Annotated in this window: 15 protein-coding genes and 2 tRNA genes; 12 read left to right on the top strand and 5 right to left on the bottom strand. The window is 62.9% G+C overall.

Features of this window, described 5'->3' with window-relative positions; translation table 11 throughout:
• Nucleotides 1–3 precede the first annotated feature (3 nt).
• Nucleotides 4–1272, bottom strand: coding sequence for a glutamyl-tRNA reductase (hemA, locus tag HELO_RS04780; RefSeq protein ID WP_041601923.1), 1269 nt, complete (start codon nucleotides 1270–1272; stop codon nucleotides 4–6).
• Between the two features lie 217 nt (nucleotides 1273–1489).
• Between hemA and HELO_RS04775 the strand changes: the two genes are divergently transcribed.
• The 9 genes from HELO_RS04775 to HELO_RS04735 all read left to right on the top strand — a co-directional run bounded on the left by HELO_RS04775 (nucleotide 1490) and on the right by HELO_RS04735 (nucleotide 8753).
• Nucleotides 1490–3208 (top strand): tetratricopeptide repeat protein, encoded by a 1719-nt coding sequence (locus HELO_RS04775; protein WP_013331636.1) that lies wholly within the window; start codon nucleotides 1490–1492, stop codon nucleotides 3206–3208.
• 38 nt (nucleotides 3209–3246) lie between these two features.
• Complete coding sequence (gene lolB, locus HELO_RS04770) at nucleotides 3247–3870, top strand: lipoprotein insertase outer membrane protein LolB (RefSeq protein ID WP_013331635.1); 624 nt, start codon at nucleotides 3247–3249, stop codon at nucleotides 3868–3870.
• On the top strand, nucleotides 3863–4720 hold the full coding sequence (gene ispE, locus HELO_RS04765; RefSeq protein WP_013331634.1) for a 4-(cytidine 5'-diphospho)-2-C-methyl-D-erythritol kinase: 858 nt from the start codon (nucleotides 3863–3865) through the stop codon (nucleotides 4718–4720). The genes lolB and ispE overlap by 8 nt, the downstream gene beginning before the upstream one ends.
• Before the next feature lie 36 nt (nucleotides 4721–4756).
• Nucleotides 4757–4831: transfer RNA gene (locus HELO_RS04760), tRNA-Gln, on the top strand.
• 63 nt (nucleotides 4832–4894) lie between these two features.
• Complete coding sequence (locus HELO_RS04755; protein ID WP_013331633.1) at nucleotides 4895–5836, top strand: ribose-phosphate pyrophosphokinase; 942 nt, start codon at nucleotides 4895–4897, stop codon at nucleotides 5834–5836.
• 113 nt (nucleotides 5837–5949) lie between these two features.
• Nucleotides 5950–6603, top strand: a complete 654-nt coding sequence (locus HELO_RS04750; RefSeq protein ID WP_013331632.1) for a 50S ribosomal protein L25/general stress protein Ctc — start codon at nucleotides 5950–5952, stop codon at nucleotides 6601–6603.
• Between the two features lie 164 nt (nucleotides 6604–6767).
• Nucleotides 6768–7367 carry an aminoacyl-tRNA hydrolase gene (gene pth / locus HELO_RS04745; protein WP_013331631.1) on the top strand — a complete coding sequence of 200 codons (600 nt, stop codon included), beginning with the start codon at nucleotides 6768–6770 and terminating at the stop codon, nucleotides 7365–7367.
• A gap of 162 nt (nucleotides 7368–7529) precedes the next feature.
• The gene (gene ychF / locus HELO_RS04740) at nucleotides 7530–8621 is read left to right on the top strand and encodes a redox-regulated ATPase YchF (RefSeq protein ID WP_013331630.1); all 1092 of its coding nucleotides are present in this window, start codon (nucleotides 7530–7532) and stop codon (nucleotides 8619–8621) included.
• 55 nt (nucleotides 8622–8676) lie between these two features.
• Nucleotides 8677–8753: transfer RNA gene (locus HELO_RS04735), tRNA-Met, on the top strand.
• A gap of 82 nt (nucleotides 8754–8835) precedes the next feature.
• Here HELO_RS04735 and HELO_RS04730 read toward each other — a convergent pair.
• On the bottom strand, nucleotides 8836–10131 hold the full coding sequence (locus HELO_RS04730) for a M18 family aminopeptidase (RefSeq protein WP_013331629.1): 1296 nt from the start codon (nucleotides 10129–10131) through the stop codon (nucleotides 8836–8838).
• Nucleotides 10132–10270: 139 nt separating this feature from the next.
• On the opposite strand from HELO_RS04730, the gene HELO_RS04725 reads away from it, so the two are divergent.
• Together HELO_RS04725 and HELO_RS04720 are read left to right on the top strand one after the other, a co-directional pair.
• The gene (locus HELO_RS04725; protein ID WP_041601921.1) at nucleotides 10271–12415 is read left to right on the top strand and encodes a carboxy terminal-processing peptidase; all 2145 of its coding nucleotides are present in this window, start codon (nucleotides 10271–10273) and stop codon (nucleotides 12413–12415) included.
• A 217-nt stretch (nucleotides 12416–12632) separates the two neighbouring features.
• The gene (locus HELO_RS04720) at nucleotides 12633–13907 is read left to right on the top strand and encodes an SGNH/GDSL hydrolase family protein (protein ID WP_013331627.1); all 1275 of its coding nucleotides are present in this window, start codon (nucleotides 12633–12635) and stop codon (nucleotides 13905–13907) included.
• A 618-nt stretch (nucleotides 13908–14525) separates the two neighbouring features.
• Here HELO_RS04720 and HELO_RS04710 read toward each other — a convergent pair.
• A complete protein-coding gene (locus HELO_RS04710) occupies nucleotides 14526–14900 on the bottom strand; it encodes a hypothetical protein (protein WP_041601919.1) in 375 nt (124 codons plus the stop codon).
• A gap of 224 nt (nucleotides 14901–15124) precedes the next feature.
• The gene (locus tag HELO_RS04705) at nucleotides 15125–15349 is read right to left on the bottom strand and encodes a hypothetical protein (protein WP_157953393.1); all 225 of its coding nucleotides are present in this window, start codon (nucleotides 15347–15349) and stop codon (nucleotides 15125–15127) included.
• Between the two features lie 355 nt (nucleotides 15350–15704).
• Between HELO_RS04705 and HELO_RS04700 the strand changes: the two genes are divergently transcribed.
• Complete coding sequence (locus HELO_RS04700) at nucleotides 15705–16454, top strand: class I SAM-dependent methyltransferase (protein ID WP_041601917.1); 750 nt, start codon at nucleotides 15705–15707, stop codon at nucleotides 16452–16454.
• 184 nt (nucleotides 16455–16638) lie between these two features.
• Here the strand turns inward: HELO_RS04700 and HELO_RS04695 are convergent, their stop codons facing one another.
• Entirely contained in the window at nucleotides 16639–17016 is a 378-nt protein-coding gene (locus HELO_RS04695; protein ID WP_041601916.1) for a hypothetical protein, read from the bottom strand.
• Nucleotides 17017–17301: the final 285 nt, after the last annotated feature.

The raw sequence follows: 17301 nt of genomic DNA, 5'->3' as shown, positions 1-17301 counted from the left end.
GTCCTATCGGGGTGAGTCAGAAGTATCGTCCAGCAACAAGGTCGCGGCGGCCTCCATGAGGTCGTGGCGATCGTCCGAGGCGGCTTCGCGCAGCGCCAGCGTGGGGCGATGCAACAGGCGATTGGTCAGCTGATGGGCCAGGCGCCGTACCACCTCTTCGGGGTCCTCGCCCTTGGCCAGGCGTGCCAGGGCTTGATCTCGAGCCTCGTCCCGCAGCGACTCGCCCCTGGCGCGAACGTCGCGGATCAGCTCCCCGCTGCCGCGCAACCGACGCTCATGCTGCCAGTGCCCCACGCCGCTCTCGATCAGCGACTCGGCCTGGTCGGCCGCCACCTGGCGATGACGGCGATTCTCCTCGATGACCTCCTGGAGATCATCGACGGTATACAGGAAGACGTCGCTCAGTTCCCCCACCTCGGGCTCGATATCGCGCGGCACGGCGATGTCGACCATGAACACCGGACGGTGCCGGCGCTTCTTCAGCGCCCGCTCCGCCATGCCCTTGCCGAGGATCGGCAGCGCCGAGGCGGTGGAAGAGATCACGATATCGGCGTCGATCAAGGCATCGGGAATACCGTCCAGGGTGATCGCCTCGCCACCCAGCGGCGCGGCCAGTTGGTCGGCCCGCTCGCGGGTCCGGTTGGCCACCGTCAGGCGGCGCACCCCGGCTTCGTGCAGGTGGCGGGCCACCAGTTCGATGGTCTCGCCGGCACCGATCAGCAACGCCCGGGAGCCGGCCAGGTCGTCGAAGATGCGACTCGCCAGGCTGACCGCGGCATAGGCCACCGAGACGGGGTTACGCCCGATGCCGGTCTCGGTACGCACCTGCTTGGCCACGGCGAAAGTATGCTGGAAGAGCCGCTCGAGCTCCCCACCCATGCCCTTGGCCCGCCGCGCGACCTGGTAGGCTTCCTTGAGCTGGCCGAGGATCTGCGGCTCGCCCAGCACCATGGAATCCAGCCCCACCGCCACCCGCATCAGGTGGCGCGCCGCATCGCTGTCGAGAAAATGATAGGCACAGCGCGTCAGCGCCTCGACCTCCATGCCGTGGAAGCGCCCCAGCCACTCATAGATGGCCTGCTGACCCGCCTCATCGGTCACGCAGTAAAGCTCGGTACGATTGCAGGTCGACAGTACCGCGGCCTCGCGCACTTCGGGCAGGCCACGCAGTTCGTCCAGCGCCTGCTCGAGCTGCGCCGGAGTGAAAGCGACCCGTTCGCGAACCTCGAGCGTCGCGGTGCGGTGATTGATTCCCAGGGCAAGAAGCGTCATGCGTCGGTGTCTTAGCAAAAGTGAGCCGGCGGCGTCATGGCGATGGCGTGAACCAGGCACCCTATCCCATTGCGTCGCCACGGCGCCATATTCTACCACAGCGCATCCGCCGACGGTGCCCACCCCGCTGCCTTGATGTCCTTTGCCCAACGAAGACAAGCCGTTATGCTGGCGGCTCGGCCTTCAGATCGAGACTCCCATGTCCCGAGGATTTTTCATGACGCGCGCCCATCGCCACCCGCTGGCCGTTCTCGGTCTGGCGATGATGCTAGGCAGTTGCCAGACCCTGCCGTCCGACGCCCCACTCGCTGACCCGCTGGCCAGCGCTCCCCCCATCACCCAGGGGCTCGACGCCAGAGGTCTTTCCACTCTGCTGGTGGCAGAACTGGCCGGACAACGTGGCGATTATCAGCGGGCCAGCCGCGGATATCTCGAAAGCGCCGAGCGTTATGCCGCCGCCAACCTGGCCGAGCGCGCGACCCTGGCCGCACGCTTCGACGAAGACTCCGAGCAGCTCGAACGCGCCGCACGACGCTGGCAGCAGCTGGCACCCGGCGACACCGCGCCGGCGCGCCTGCTGGCCGATCTCGCCGCCCAGAAAGGTGACTGGGACGAAGCGCTGACCCGGCATCTCGATATCATCGAGCTCCATGGCTCACGGGATCTCGTGCCCTTCCTCGAGTCGGCACTGGAAGCCGGCGCACCTCCCGCGCCCCTGCTGGCTCGGCTGAGGGATTTCCCGGCCACTCCCCAGACAAGGCATGACATCGAACTCGCCACCGCCCTGCTGGAAGCCGCCAATGGCCTCACTACCTCGGCCCGCCAGCGTCTTGCCCGCCTCGCCGACGAGGCCCCGGAACAGCCGGGCCTGTGGCGCATTCGCGCCGCCGTGTCACTCGACGCCGGCGCACCGGACCACGCCGAGACCATGGCACGACGCGGCCTCGAGCATACGCCCGGCGACCCGCGGCTTATCCTCTTGCTGGCCCAGGCCGAGATCCGCCAGGGCAACATCACGGCGGCCGAAGCCAATACCGACGCTCTCCTCGAGGATCACGGCGACAGCCCCGACCTGCGCCAGGCGCTGGCACAACTGTATCTCGAAGAAGGCCATACCAGCCCGGCCCGGCGCCTTCTGCTTCCCCTGACCGACGACGACGCGACGCCATCGACGGTATTCCTGATGCTCGGCGCGATCGCCGAGGAGGAAGGCGAGATCGACAACGCCCTCCTTTATTACCGTCAGGTACCCGAGGGCAGCAATTTCCTGACGGCCAGAGCCAGTGCGGCCCGCATGCTGTTCGAGCACGACCGGGCCAGTGACGCCCGCACCTTCCTGCGCATCGAACGCCTGCGTCATCCCGGCGACGCACCCGCGCTCTTCTCGCTGGAAGCGAACCTGCTGGACGAAACCGGCGCCAAGGCCCAGGCCGACGCCCTGCTGGACCAGGCCGTCGACGCCTATCCAGAGAATGCCCAGTTGCGCTACCAGCGGGCCATGCGAGCCTTCCGTCACGGAGACCTCGCCGCCATGGAGCGCGACCTGCGCACCCTGATCGACCAGAACCCGGAAAACGCCGATGCCCTCAATGCGCTGGGCTATACCCTGGCCGACATGAACATCGAGGACCGGCTCGACGAAGCCCGTGAACTGATCGAGCACGCCCACGAGCTGGCACCGAATAACCCGGCGATTCATGACAGCATGGGCTGGGTGCGCTATCGGCAGGGCGACCCCGAGGCCGCCCTGCCCTGGCTGGAACGCGCCTGGTCCGAAATGCCCGACCAGGAAGTGGCCGCCCACCTGATCGAAGTGCTCTGGCGCCTGGACCATCGCGACCGGGCGCGTGAACTGCTTCAGCAGGCACGCCAGCGCTTCGAGACACACCCGCGGATCGATGACCTGCTCGAGCGCCTGCCCGAGCTGGCCCGATGAATCATCCGCCCATGACCCATCCGCGAAAGGAATCGACCATGCAACGCCGTCACTCGATCCGGTTGACCTGCCTGGCCATGGGCCTGCTCCTGCTGGCCGGCTGCGCCAGCCGCACCCCCGCACCGGACACCCAGCGTGCCGTCGGACAATGGGAGGCCCAGCAGGAACGCCTGGCCGAACTGCAGGACTGGGAACTGAAGGGCAAGGCCGGCCTGCGCACGCCGCAGGACTCCACCAGTGCCAACCTCGACTGGCTGCAGACCCCCTACTATTTCCGCATCCTGCTCAGCGGCCCCTTCGGCAGTGGCCGAAGCGTGCTTGAGGGCCGCGAGGGCCGCGTCTCGCTGACCACCGGCGAAGGCCGGGCCGAGGCGGAAAGCCCCCAGGCTCTGATGCAACAGGAACTGGGCTGGTCGTTGCCGGTCTCCGCCCTGACCGACTGGATTCGCGGCCTGCCCGCCTCCGACCGTCCCCACCAGTTGGAGAAGGACGAGCTGGGTTTTCCGGCCCACCTGGAACAGGACGGCTGGGAAATCGACTACCGCGACTGGAGCCGGGTCGGCGAACTGTGGCTGCCGCGCCGGATGAAGCTGACCTATGACGACCTCGTCGTCACCCTGGTGGTGACACGCTGGCAGCCGGAGCCCGACGAGGATGCCTGAACACGGGATGCTGACGCTGCCGGCGCCGGCCAAGCTCAACCGGATGCTGCACATCACCGGCCGGCGCGACGACGGTTACCATTTGCTGCAGACCCTGTTCCAGTTCCTCGACCATGGCGACACCCTCACCCTTGCGTCTCGCGACGACGGCGAACTTCGGCTCGATGCCGAACTGGCAGGGGTGACCAGCGACGACAACCTCATCCTGCGCGCCGCCCGGCGACTCCAGCATGCCACCGGGACCCGGTCAGGCGCCCACATCAGCCTGCGCAAGCGCCTGCCGATGGGTGGCGGACTCGGCGGCGGCAGCAGCGACGCCGCCACCACCCTGCTCGGCCTGAACCGCCTCTGGCGGCTCGACCTGTCGCTGGATACCCTGGCCACCCTTGGCCTCGAGCTCGGCGCCGACGTTCCGGTCTTCGTCAGGGGGCATGCCGCCTGGGGCGAAGGCATCGGCGAACACCTGACTCCCGTCGAGCTCGATACCCCCTGGTTCGTCGTCGTCCACCCCGGTGTCGGCGTCTCCACGCCGCACATCTTCAAGGCCCCGGAATTGACACGGGATACCCCCCCGATTACCATGGCGCGCGCACTTCAGGGGGGAGCGGCGAGCTGGCGTAACGACTGCGAGCCAACGGTCAGAAAGCTGTATCCCGAGGTCGCACGTGCGCTCGACTGGCTGGGCGAACGGGCTCCGTCGATGCTGACGGGCACGGGAGCCTGCGTTTTTGCCCGGCTGGAACGGGAAGAAGATGCCACGGCACTGCTGACCGAGATACCGGAGCATTGGCAAGCCTTCAAGGCACCCGGCCGGAATCGCTCTCCCCTCCATGATGCCTTGGATCGATGAGCGCCCTGAGCGGCGACTCGCGATGCGGTGGTTCGCTGGGGTATAGCCAAGTGGTAAGGCAGCGGTTTTTGGTATCGCCATGCGCAGGTTCGAATCCTGCTACCCCAGCCATTTCCCGCCCGAAGCGACACCGATCCGAACACTGAAGACCCAACACTGCAAAGGTGGCTGCGCGTGTCAAAATTGATGGTTTTCGCCGGGAACGCCAATCCCGAACTCGCCCAGAAGGTCGCCGAGAGCCTGGACAACCGATTGGGCCACGCCACGGTCGGGCAGTTCAGCGACGGCGAGGTCGCGGTCGAGATCAATGAGAACGTGCGCGGCAAGGATGTCTTCATCCTGCAGCCCACCTGCGCGCCGACCAACGACAACCTGATGGAACTGATCCTGATGGTGGATGCCCTGCGTCGGGCCTCCGCCTCCCGGGTCACCGCCGTGGTCCCCTATTTCGGCTACGCCCGTCAGGATCGTCGCGTCCGCTCCGCCCGGGTGCCGATCTCCGCCAAGATCGTCGCCGACATGATGGTCAAGGCGGGCGTCGACCGTGTCATGACCATGGACCTGCACGCCGACCAGATCCAGGGCTTCTTCGACGTGCCGGTGGACAACGTCTACGGCTCGCCGATCCTGCTCGATGACATCGAGCGCCAGAACTACGACGACCTGGTAGTGGTCTCGCCCGACGTCGGCGGCGTGGTACGTGCTCGTGCCATCGCCAAGCAGCTCAACGCCGACCTGGCGATCATCGACAAGCGTCGTCCCCAGGCCAACCAGGCTCAGGTGATGCACATCATCGGCGAGATCCAGGACCGCACCTGCGTCGTGGTCGATGACATGATCGACACCGCCGGCACCCTGTGCAAGGCGGGCGAAGCGCTCAAGGATCACGGCGCACGCCGTGTGGTGGCCTATGCCACCCACCCGATCCTGTCGGGCCCCGCCGTCGACAACATCACCGGTTCGGTGCTCGATGAAGTCGTCGTCGCCGATACCATCCCGCTGTCCGACCATGCACGCCGCAGCGGCCGAATTCGTCAACTCAGCGTGGCCGGCCTGATCGCCGAGGCGATCCGGCGGGTCAGCAACGAGGAATCCGTCAGCGCCATGTTCCACTGAGGCTCGCCTCGGCGGAACATGACGTCGGAAAGCGCCCTTCGGGGCAACCGGAGGCGTCAAGGGACTGGTCGCGGTCCTTGGCGCCCTCCTTATTTCAAGCAAGAGGCAAAACCATGTCCGATTACATCCTCACCGCCAGCGTTCGCAACGACCTGGGGAAAGGTGCGAGCCGCCGCCTGCGTCGTGCGAACGAACAAGTGCCGGCCATCATCTATGGTGGCGACAAGGCACCCGAAGCAATCGCCGTCGACAAGACCCACTTCTACAAGTCGATCGAGGAAGAGGCCTTCTTCTCCTCAGTGATCACCATCGAAGTGGAAGGCAAGCCCCAGCAGGTCGTCGTGCGTGACCTCCAGCGCCATCCCTACAAGCCGCTGGTGACCCACGCCGACTTCATGCGCATCGATGCCACTCACGAAATCACCATGCGCGTACCGCTGCACGTGGTGAACGAGGAAAGCTGCAAGGGCATCAAGGACGAAGGTGGCGAGCTCCACGTCCTTTCCAACGAAGTCGAGGTCAGCTGCCTGCCGAAGGACCTGCCCGACTACCTGGAAATCGACATTGCCGAAGTTACCCTGGGCACCACGCTGCACCTGTCCGACCTGAAGCTGCCGGCCGGCGTGACCCTGGTCGCGCTGACCCACGGCGAGGATCATGACAATGCCGTGCTGAGCGTCACCCAGCCCAAGACTCGCGGCGACGACAGCGAAGCCGAAGAAGGCGACGCGGACGAGGGCGAAGAAGGCGAAGGCAGCGCCGAGTAACTCGGAGCCGCCAGGGGCCGTGCGCAATGGCACGGCCCTTCGCCACGATCAAGCGCTCCGGCGCTTGATTTTTTTTGTGGCCTGCCGTTTCTGGCAGCCATCCACGGACCGCCGCTGGCGTGACGTCAAGCATCGTTCCAGACGATTTGTTGGAGGCAGAGAAGATGACCCAGGTCAAAGCCATCATCGGACTGGCCAATCCTGGCAGCGAATACGAAGCCACCCGCCACAACGCCGGCGCTTGGCTGATCGACGCCCTGGTTCGCGATGCCGGCGACACCCTGCGCCCGGAAAAGAAATTCCTCGGGCGCTATGCGCGCATCCGCCTGGACGGCCAGGACATCCACCTGCTCGAGCCCACCACCTTCATGAACCGCAGTGGCGGTGCGGTTGCTGCCCTGGCCCAGTTCTTCAAGCTGGCACCCGACGAACTGCTGGTCGCCCACGACGAACTGGATCTGGCGCCCGGCACGGCCCGCTACAAGACCGGCGGCGGCCATGGCGGCCACAACGGCCTGCGTGACATCGTCCGTGCCCTGGGCAACGACAACGGCTTTCACCGACTGCGGCTGGGCATCGGCCATCCCGGCGACGCCCGCCAGGTGACCAACTATGTTCTGGGACGCCCCGGCAAGGCCGAGCGCGCCGCCATCGACGCCGCCATCGACGAATGCTGTGCCACCCTGCCCCAGGCCATCGCCGGTGACTGGACGAAAGCCATGCAACGGCTGCACAGCTTTTCAGCCGTAAGCCGTAAGCCGTAAGCCGTAAGCCGTAAGCCGTAAGCCGTAAGCCGTAAGCCGTAAGCCAGGCTCGAAACCAACCGACGCCTCATCAAGGGGGTTCTTAAAGCTTAAGGCTTACAGCTTGGTCGAGTAGAATACCGGCCAGCCACACTCTTCGAATTTTATTTCCAGGACGCTCCCATGGGTTTCAACTGCGGTATCGTCGGCCTGCCCAACGTCGGCAAGTCGACCCTCTTCAATGCCCTGACCAAGTCGGGTATCGACGCCGAGAATTTCCCCTTCTGCACCATCGAGCCCAATGTCGGCATCGTGCCGATGCCGGACCCACGGCTCGACAAGCTGGCGGAGATCGTGAAGCCCCAGAAGGTGATCCCCACCACCATGGAATTCGTCGACATCGCCGGTCTGGTGGCGGGTGCCTCCAAGGGTGAAGGGCTCGGCAACCAGTTCTTGGCCAACATTCGCGAGACCCAGGCCATCGCCCATGTCGTGCGCTGCTTCGACAACGACAACGTCATTCACGTGTCCAACCAGGTCGACCCGCGGGCCGATATCGAGACCATCAACCTCGAACTGGCCCTGGCCGACCTGGACACCGTCGAGCGCGCCATCCAGCGCCTGGCCCGAGTGGTCAAGGGCGGCGACAAGGAGGCCATCGCCACCAAGGCCATCCTCGATCGCATCCAGCCCCACCTCGCCGAAGGCCAGCCACTGCGCAGCTTCGGCCTGGATGACGACGAAAAGCATCAGCTCAAGAGCTTCGGACTGCTGACGCTCAAGCCGACCATGTATATCGCCAACGTCAACGAGGATGGCTTCGAGAACAATCCCTATCTCGATACCGTCAACGAGATCGCCGCCGAGGAAGGCGCCGTGGTGGTACCGGTGTGCAACCAGATCGAGGCCGAGATCGCCGAGCTCGACGATGAGGAGCGTGCCATGTTCCTCGACGAGATGGGCATGGAGGAACCCGGTCTGGACCGCGTGATCCGCGCCGGCTATGCATTGCTCGGCCTGCAGACCTACTTCACCGCTGGGGTGAAGGAAGTTCGCGCCTGGACCGTCAAGATCGGCGCCACCGCCCCGGAGGGCGCCGGCGTGATCCATACCGACTTCCAGAAGGGCTTCATCCGCGCCGAAGTCGTCGCCTATGACGATTTCGTGGCCCTGGGCGGCGAACAGGGTGCCAAGGATGCCGGAAAATGGCGCCTGGAAGGCAAGGACTATGTACTCAAGGACGGCGACGTGGTGCACTTCCGCTTCAACGTCTGATGCCGTAATGGCTTGACGTGCCAGGGGGCCATCGGTATTATTCGCCCCCGTTGTCGGCTACGTAGCTCAGCTGGTTAGAGCACATCACTCATAATGATGGGGTCCCCTGTTCGAATCAGGGCGTAGCCACCAGATACCGAAAAGCCCGCCTGGTTCGCCAGGCGGGCTTTTTTGGCTTCGGGCTTCTTTGCTTCAAGCGCCGCCGCATTCTTGCCTACAGACTCTCCCGCTCGATGAAGGTGGTCAGCACCCGAGTCAGATACTCCACATCCCTCGCGCCGGACGTCTCGCGGATCGAGTGCATGGCCCATTGCGGCACGCCCACGTCCAGGGTCGGCACGCCCAGCTCGGTGGCGGTGATCGGCCCGATGGTGCTGCCGCAGCCCATGTCGGCACGGGTGACGAAAGTCTGCACCGGCACTTCGGCCTGGCGACACAAATCGCGGAACAGCGCCGAGGTGGCACTGTTGGTGGCATAGCGCTGGTTGGCGTTGACCTTGATCACCGGGCCACCGTTGACCGCCGGCCCATGGGCCGCATCATGCTTGTCGCGGAAGTTGGGATGCAGGGCGTGGGCGTTGTCGCAGGAGATCATCCGCGAGGCCTGCACCAGACGAATGAAGCCTTCCTCGCCGGCCTCACCCAGTGCGGCATTGACCCGCCGCAGCACATCGCCGAGGAAGGGCCCCTGGGCGCCGCAGGCACTGGCGCTGCCGACTTCCTCGTGATCGTTGGCCACCAGTACCGCGCCCTGGCGGCCATCGCTTTCCAGCAAGGCCTCGAGCCCGATGAAGCAGGACAACAGGTTGTCGAGGCGCGCACTGGCGATCAACTCGCCCTCGACGCCCACGCGGGAGGGCGGCTGAACGTCGTACAAGGCCAGTTCGAAATCGACCACCTCGACGCCTTCGAGACCATGCTGTTCCGCCAGCCAGCCACGCAGCAGCCGGTCGAGGTCGGCATGCTCGCCGCCCTGCAGGAACACCGGCGGCATCTCGGTCTGGGCATTCATCGCCCGGCCATTGTTGGCCTCGCGATCGAGATGGATCGCCAGGCTGGGAACGATCGCCAGCGGCCGGTCGACATTGAGCAGCACGCCCTCGAGGCGACCATCGGCATGGCGCACATGCACGCGTCCGGCCAGGCCCAGATCACGGTCGAACCAGGGTGCCAGCAAGGCGCCGCCATAGACCTCGACGCCCAGTTGCAACCAGCCAGCCGCCGTCTGCGGCGCATGCGGCTTGAGGCGCAGCCCCGGGCTATCGGTGTGGGCGCCGATCATGCGCAGGGCGTCGAGCGGCTCGCTCGGCAGTTGCAGGGCGATGATCGAGGAATCGTTGCGGGTCACATAGACACGCTCACCAGGCGACAGTTGCCAGGCTTCGGTCTCCTCGAGACGGCGAAAGCCGGCAGCTTCCAGCCGCTCGGCCATGTTGGCGGTGGCGTGCCAAGGGGTCGGGGAACGACGCAGAAAGTCGAGCAAGCGCTCAAGTCGGGCATCCTGGGGCATGAGGGTCCTCTGGTGATGAAACATGAAGGGGTCTTGGCATCTCGCCGGAACTGCTACAATGCTCGCTCGGTCTTGCAACGCGAGCGCCGAATCACAGTCTGGACGAATTAGTGTACATGAATCAGGGAGTGCTTCATTGATGAGCCTGTTTGCTACCCTGGGGCGCGCGGCGGCCCTGGCCCTGCTGCTGGTTGCCGGCCCGGCACTGGCCGATATCGCCCCCAGTGACGCCCAGCGTCATACGGCCCAGGAAGTTGCCGACTCCCTGATCCATGGTCACTACTCGGAGGTCAAGCTCGACGACGACTGGTCGCAGCAGGCCTTCAAGCATTATCTGGATGTACTCGATGGCCAGCGCGCCTACCTGCTGCGTAGCGACATCGATGAGTTCAACGACCTGCGCACCCGGCTCGACGAAGCCGTTCTCGACGGCGAACTGGCTCCGGCCTACGCCCTGTACGAACGTTACCAGCAGCGCGTCGAGGCGCGTCTCGAGTGGCTGCTGGCGCGTCTCGACAAAGGCCTCGATTTCACCTTCGACGACGATCAGCGCATGATTCTCGATCGTTCCGAGATGCCCTGGCCCGCCGACGAAGCCGAACTCGACGCCTACTGGACCAAGCGCCTCAAGAACTCGGCTCTCGAGCTGTCGATCAGCCGCGAGGACGCCGCAAAGGATGCCGCTGCCGCGAAGGACGACGCCGCATCCAACGAAGAGGCCCCCTCCTCGGATGCCGATGTGGTCGAGGAGAAGGAAAAGACGATCGAGGAAACCCTGCGCCAACGCTACGAAGGGCAACTCAATCGGCTGCGCCAGACCAATGCCGAGGATGTTTTCGACCTCTTCATGACGGCGGTGACCGATACCATCGATCCACATACCGATTACTTCTCACCCCGTGAGAGCGAGGATTTCGATATCCAGATGAAGCTCTCCCTGGAAGGCATCGGGGCCCTGCTCCAGGCGGATGGCGAATACGTCAAGGTATCCAGCCTGGTCGCCGGCGGCCCCGCCGAGAAGGCCGGTGCTCTCAAGCCCGCCGATCGCATCATCGGCGTCGGCCAGGAAGGCGAAGAGATCGTCAATGTGGTCGGCATGCGCCTCGACGAGGTGGTCGACATGATTCGCGGCCCCAAGGGCTCGGTGGTACGCCTCGAGATCGTGCCGGGCCAGGCCATGGACATGACCCGTTCCAAGGTCATCGAGATCACGCGCGACACCGTCAAGCTGGAAGATCAAGCCGCCCAGAGCGAGGTGGTCGAGATCCAGCGCGATGATGGCACGCATCGCGTCGGCGTGATCAAGGTGCCCGCCTTCTATGTCGACTTCGATGCCTGGCAGGCCGGCGAGGAAGACTACCGCAGCACCACCCGCGACGTCGCCAAGGAAATCGAGAAACTGCGCGACAAGAACGTCGAAGGCATCGTGCTCGACCTGCGTAACAATGGGGGCGGCGCCCTGCAGGAAGCCAATTCGATGCTTGGCCTGTTCATCGACCGCGGCCCCACCGTTCAGGTCCGCGACGCCCGCGGTCGCATCAACCTCTACGGCGACACCGACAGCGGCACCCTCTATGACGGCCCCCTGGTGGTGCTGGTCAACCGCCTCTCGGCCTCGGCCTCGGAAATCTTCGCCGGCGCCATCCAGGATTACGGTCGTGGCCTGGTGGTGGGCAGCAACACCTTCGGCAAGGGTACCGTCCAGACACTCAATGAGCTGGATCTCGGCCAGATCAAGCTGACCCGGGCCAAGTTCTACCGTATTTCGGGCGACAGCACCCAGAACCGCGGCGTCGCACCGGATATTGAGTTCCCCAGCCTGGTGGATCCGGAAACCATCGGTGAGAGCAGCCTCGACAATGCCCTTGGCTGGGACAGTGTGCGCAAGGTTCAGTACCGCCAGTACGGCGATCCGCGCCGCTACCTGGAAACCCTGCGTGAACGCCATCGCCAGCGCGCTGACGACCATCCCAACTTCCATTACCTGGAACGCCACGCGGCGCTCGCCAAGCGCCTGCGCGAGCAGCACACCAGCGTCAGCCTCAACCGCGAGCAGCGCCGTCGCGAGACCCAAGCTCGTGAGGACGAGCAACTGGCCCTGGAGAACGAGCGTCGCGACGCCCTGGGCCTGGAGCCTCTCGAGAACTGGATAGACAGTCGCAGCCAGGACGAGGAAGACGAGCCGCAGCCCCTGGAGCGAGCCCCGCTCTCGGAGGCGGCGGAAATCCTGCTCGACTTCTCCCGGCTCGAGAGTGGCATCCAGTTCGCCGAGCATGCCAAGTAAGCCAATACCCACTCCGTGACACAACGACGCCGGGCCCAGGCCCGGCGTCTTGCATTCCCCCCACACACTTCCGACTGACCTATACCCCCCGAGGGCCGACCCGGTACCTCCCGGTGCGTATCCCACGAATGTCCCCGCATGAACTACGCTTAGCACGCTCCGCGGCGGACGCTCCCAGCCAGGGCATCCAACCGGTCACACTCTCGGGAGGACATTCATGTCAGGCACCTCACTACGCAGATACCCTTCATCGATCGGGCTCGCCCTCATCGTCCTGCTGGGCCTGCTCGGTATCCCTACCGCACAAGCCGATACCGACTCGCCCAACACCTGGACCGCCACCTGGATTGCCAGTCCTCAGCCACGTTGGGACGGAGACTTTGCCCTTCCTACCGGACTGCCCTTCCACCTTTGGCAACAGACCATTCGCCAGGTAGCCAAAGTCAGTGTCGGTGGTAATCGCCTGCGCATCGTCGTCTCCAATGCCTACGGGAACCGCCCGCTGAATATAGGGGCCGCAAGAGTGGCCAAGGCCGGAGATGAATCATCGACTCTAGGCACCGGAGAGCCGCTGACCTTCTCGGGCCAACGGCAAGTATCGATTCCCCCCGGGGCACGCATGATCAGCGATCCAGCCTCACTTGTCGTCGATGCACTGGACGAACTCGCGATCAGTCTCTATCTGCCCGACCCGACACCTCCCGCGACCTTTCACTGGGACGGTCGACAGACCGCCTATATCGGGGCCGGCGATCAGGTCGATGCCGTCCAGATGTCAGTCGACGACACCCTGACGACACGGCTATTCCTCAGTGCCCTCCTGGTGGAACGCCCCGACACCAGGCACACCGTGGTCGCCTTCGGCGATTCGATCACCGACGGCAACGCCTCGACCACGGATGCCAATCATCGATGGCCCGACTATCTCGCCGAACGCTTCGCCGACGAGAGCATCGCCGTGCTCAATGCCGGCATTTCCGGTGCACGGCTGTTACGCAGCAAGATGGGTGAAAATGCCCTCGCGCGTTTCGAGCGCGATGTGCTGGGTCACCCCGGCGTCGACAGCGTGATCGTGCTGATGGGCATCAATGACATCGGCTGGCCGGGCACACTGGCCGCCGACCCTGCCTTGCCGACGGCTGAACGCCTGATCGGGGCCTACCGTCAACTGATCGCCCGGGCCCGCTTGCAGGGAGTGCGAATCATCGGCGCGACCCTGCTCCCCTTCAAGGGAGCCCTGGACGATACGCCGATGCGGGGCTACTACAGCGCGGAGAAAGAGGCATTGCGCCAGCGCATCAACACCTGGATACGCGACAGTGGTGAATTCGATGACATCGTCGACTTCGACGCCATGACCAGGGACCCTGACCGGCCTGCGCGGCTCCACCCGGAATTTGACTCTGGCGATCACCTCCACCCGAATGATGCGGGATACGAAGCGATGGCCGAGATCATCGAACCGGGCATGCTGTTGGGAACCGAAAACTGATCAACCCTCGCTACCTCGCCATGCCGCTGCTGGATGGAGGCAAGCGGCATGGCAGGAAGCATCGCGGATGCCATATCCATGCTCACCAGGTGAAGCGTCACGCATCGCAAATCGCTCGGCACGCTCTGCCAATGCGCCCCGCCATCACTATCGGTCGAGTAACAAAACAACAGCCAATGTTTCAATTAAGGCAACAAATGTAATGAACTGTAATCTTGAGTAGTTATTCAATACTCTCCTTGAATCCATCTCATTTGATGAAACCCATGAACGCTTATAGGATTCCTAAGGATGAGAAAATAAAAGGAAGCCAAAAATGGCAGGGATCCAGACAATGTCGAACTCATGCGAGCCGGATTACTACAAAGCCTTCGAGGCCCTCATAGAGGGTGACCCTCGCCTCATGCAGGCCTATTTCCAGACTCGACTCCAGCGCCAACAAAGGGACTTGCTGAATCAAACGCAATTGATGGAACAGGAGGTTCAGTTGCTGCATAGCCGAACGAGTAACTGAATAGCGACGCTCCGCTCCAGGGGGCCATACCGGCCTCCTGCAACTCCTCGTTCATGAGGAGATACCGTGTGAAGCATCACAACGACGCACGGCGGGTGACAGGACTACGCGTTCGAACAAACCTCTTCGATACCCGCCGAAAGCTCGAGGCTAGGCTGATCGAACTTCCCGGAGGTGACAGGATGTGATGGATCACTGAGAGGCCGCGGATTCTCCGCCAACTCCTCTTGCAGCATGATCATCTTATCAAGCGATTTCTGCATGTCAGCCGGCAGCTTCGAGTGAAGTTGATCCAGGTTTTCCTTGGCCCGGACCAGGTTATCGGTATCACCTCCATTTTCGCTCAGGGCGGCGAGCATCAACACGCTTGCTGCATGCGAGAGGTTCATGCATTCCCGCTGGGTCAGGTCGTTGGCTGTCACCGGCGAAGCAAGCATGGCGAGCACCACTCCCCACATCACCATAAGCGTCTTCTTCATAAGGCCCTCCTTAGCTTATGAGCCGTCGAGTATAGTAAGGAGCAGCCTCGGTTAATAGTCACAAGCCGCTGACAAGGACAAGCAATCGCCATCCTGGATTGATGCCCTCCTAGCGGCCGGAAGCCAGCTCGCGATCAATCATCGATTACTCTTGCCTACCGATCGAACGATCAGCAAGAGCCTCGCCGGGCCGCTTCCGAGTATAGGCATCCCCATGAACACCGTCAGTATCCTGCCGGGCCCCCTGTTGGCTGAAAGAAGCCACCGGTAAACCGCAACTCCCCCAGCAGTGAATCGATGAACCGCATGGATGCCGGCGACAGGTCTCCCACATGCCGACGCGACCACCAGGTGGCAAATTCCTCGTCGCGAAAGACCATGCGCATGACATTTCCGCCGGCCTCCTTCCCATGCAATTCGGGGAACGCCACTTCAGCAGCCATGTGCATGGCCTCGAGATCCCAAGGGCCCGACACACAGTGCGCTGGATTGGGCAATAACGTTTCGAGTACCTCGACCTGGGAAACACCAGTCTCGGAACTCGGTACGGCCGTCTCTACGGACCCTTGCACCCCCGCCAGAGCAAATGAAAGGAATAAATCTAGCAAGAAGGCTGGAGAGCGGCTGCAGCGACCAGTTCCTGAAGACGACCTCAAGGGGAATGGTACAATAAAAACAATTCACTTACTTTATAAGCTGCATTCCATATGCTTTATGCAATAGCATTTCCCAGAATATTGCTCGGTATGACAGAACCACAACCGTCGATTCTGAGCTCCGCCTCTACATACGGACGAAAAACATATGCAACCTTTTGATGAACTGGTAGCTGAAGCCGAAACCGCTGATGTGACGGGATGGGGATTTGACTGGCTTGAAGGGCGAGCTAGCGAAGAACGTCCTCCCTGGGGCTATGCACAACGGCTAGCGCAGCGCCTGTCTCGCGTGCAATCCGCACTGGACCTAGATACCGGAGGTGGTGAGGTCCTTGATGAGGCTCCTCGTCTCCCATCAGTGATGATGGCAACCGAAGCCTGGCCACCCAATGTTCGCAAGGCACGCGCACGCTTAGGCACACGTGGCGTACAAGTGGTTGAAGTCGACAACGACACGGCTCTGCCATTTGCAGAGGCTTCCTTTGAACTGGTGTCCTCTCGTCACCCGGTAAACCCTGACTGGGCAGAGATTCATCGCGTTCTCAAGCCTGGTGGGAGTTATTTTGCTCAACACGTGGGCCCGGCTTCAGCCTTTGAATTAATCGAGTACTTCCTCGGTCCATTACCTCATGAACGCCGTTTACGTGACCCTCACGACGAAGCGAAAGCTGCGCAGGCTGCGGGGCTGACCGTGGTGAACCTTCGCACCGCGCGTTGCCGCATGATATTCCACGACGTGGGCGCCATCGTCTGGATCTTGCGCAAGTGCGTGTGGTGGGTGCCGGACTTTTCAGTACATAAGTATGAGAGCCAGTTGCGCGAACTGGATAACCAGATGCGCCAAGGCGCCCCCTTTGTCGCGCACTCCACCCGTCATTTGATCGAGGCTCAACGCTGAACGTCGGTAACGTGTCTGGGCTTTCAGGAACCGCTAGAAGACCATCGTCTAGGACAGTTCTGCTGTATCAACGACCTGCTTCACGAGTTCAGGTTTTATTCATCATTCCACCTTTTCATATTGCAAGTACTGCGCCACGAGATCGTCGTCGCCCCAAAAGCCCCAAAAGGAAGCAACTTGGGGCTCAGTAATCCATGTTGAAACTGGGACAAAGCGGCCCGACGGCTCCACGATATGCCGCGTCGGCTTCCTGAAAATCACCGCTCGACATGGGATGTTGGGGATCATTGAGGGCCAGACCCTCCGCAGCCTTGGAAATATCCAGCATGGCCGTGATGTGGGGATCCAACGCATCCGGCAGGTCGCTGCGTAGAGCGTCGAATTGTGACCTGGCTTCAGCAGGTTCCATCGGGGCTTTACCTACCATGGCTAGATCCAGATTCGATTTCGCCAGGGTCAGTTCCATGCATTTATCTTCTCCCATCCCCGTATCGGCTCCCACCGAATTCATGCTCAGAGTGGCCAGACAGCCAACTGCGATGATATGCAAACGCTGAAACATCGAGGAACTCCTTTCCGTCGTGGATATATCGTACTCCTCAAATAGACTACGGAATAACGCCTACCAAAGGAATAGCCAAAAGCTGGGAGAGGGCACGCTCACCAACATGCTTGCATTATCGGACTCCCCACTTTAAACCGCTGGCTCGGGGTGGAATACTCATTACTTGAAGAGGTCCCGCATGAGAGGGGCGCTTCAACAGCTACAGCTCTGAAAGCGCACCAAATACGCTTCCTGGCCGCCTAGTCACAATCCCCCCTCGTGCGCATTCCGCACCCTGCCTGC

Source organism: Halomonas elongata DSM 2581 (genome assembly GCF_000196875.2).
In the GTDB taxonomy this organism is placed as follows: domain Bacteria; phylum Pseudomonadota; class Gammaproteobacteria; order Pseudomonadales; family Halomonadaceae; genus Halomonas; species Halomonas elongata.
This window is presented reverse-complemented; position numbering and strand designations above follow the sequence as displayed.

What these genes read in the sequence shown, in the direction of transcription:
- hemA (WP_041601923.1), bottom strand. Translation starts at nt 1,272, where the DNA reads ATGACGCTTCTTGCCCTGGGAATCAATCACCGCACCGCGACGCTCGAG.
- HELO_RS04775 (WP_013331636.1), top strand. Translation starts at nt 1,490, where the DNA reads ATGACGCGCGCCCATCGCCACCCGCTGGCCGTTCTCGGTCTGGCGATG.
- lolB (WP_013331635.1), top strand. Translation starts at nt 3,247, where the DNA reads ATGCAACGCCGTCACTCGATCCGGTTGACCTGCCTGGCCATGGGCCTG.
- ispE (WP_013331634.1), top strand. Translation starts at nt 3,863, where the DNA reads ATGCCTGAACACGGGATGCTGACGCTGCCGGCGCCGGCCAAGCTCAAC.
- HELO_RS04750 (WP_013331632.1), top strand. Translation starts at nt 5,950, where the DNA reads ATGTCCGATTACATCCTCACCGCCAGCGTTCGCAACGACCTGGGGAAA.
- pth (WP_013331631.1), top strand. Translation starts at nt 6,768, where the DNA reads ATGACCCAGGTCAAAGCCATCATCGGACTGGCCAATCCTGGCAGCGAA.
- ychF (WP_013331630.1), top strand. Translation starts at nt 7,530, where the DNA reads ATGGGTTTCAACTGCGGTATCGTCGGCCTGCCCAACGTCGGCAAGTCG.
- HELO_RS04730 (WP_013331629.1), bottom strand. Translation starts at nt 10,131, where the DNA reads ATGCCCCAGGATGCCCGACTTGAGCGCTTGCTCGACTTTCTGCGTCGT.
- HELO_RS04725 (WP_041601921.1), top strand. Translation starts at nt 10,271, where the DNA reads ATGAGCCTGTTTGCTACCCTGGGGCGCGCGGCGGCCCTGGCCCTGCTG.
- HELO_RS04720 (WP_013331627.1), top strand. Translation starts at nt 12,633, where the DNA reads ATGTCAGGCACCTCACTACGCAGATACCCTTCATCGATCGGGCTCGCC.
- HELO_RS04710 (WP_041601919.1), bottom strand. Translation starts at nt 14,900, where the DNA reads ATGAAGAAGACGCTTATGGTGATGTGGGGAGTGGTGCTCGCCATGCTT.
- HELO_RS04705 (WP_157953393.1), bottom strand. Translation starts at nt 15,349, where the DNA reads ATGCACATGGCTGCTGAAGTGGCGTTCCCCGAATTGCATGGGAAGGAG.
- HELO_RS04700 (WP_041601917.1), top strand. Translation starts at nt 15,705, where the DNA reads ATGCAACCTTTTGATGAACTGGTAGCTGAAGCCGAAACCGCTGATGTG.
- HELO_RS04695 (WP_041601916.1), bottom strand. Translation starts at nt 17,016, where the DNA reads ATGTTTCAGCGTTTGCATATCATCGCAGTTGGCTGTCTGGCCACTCTG.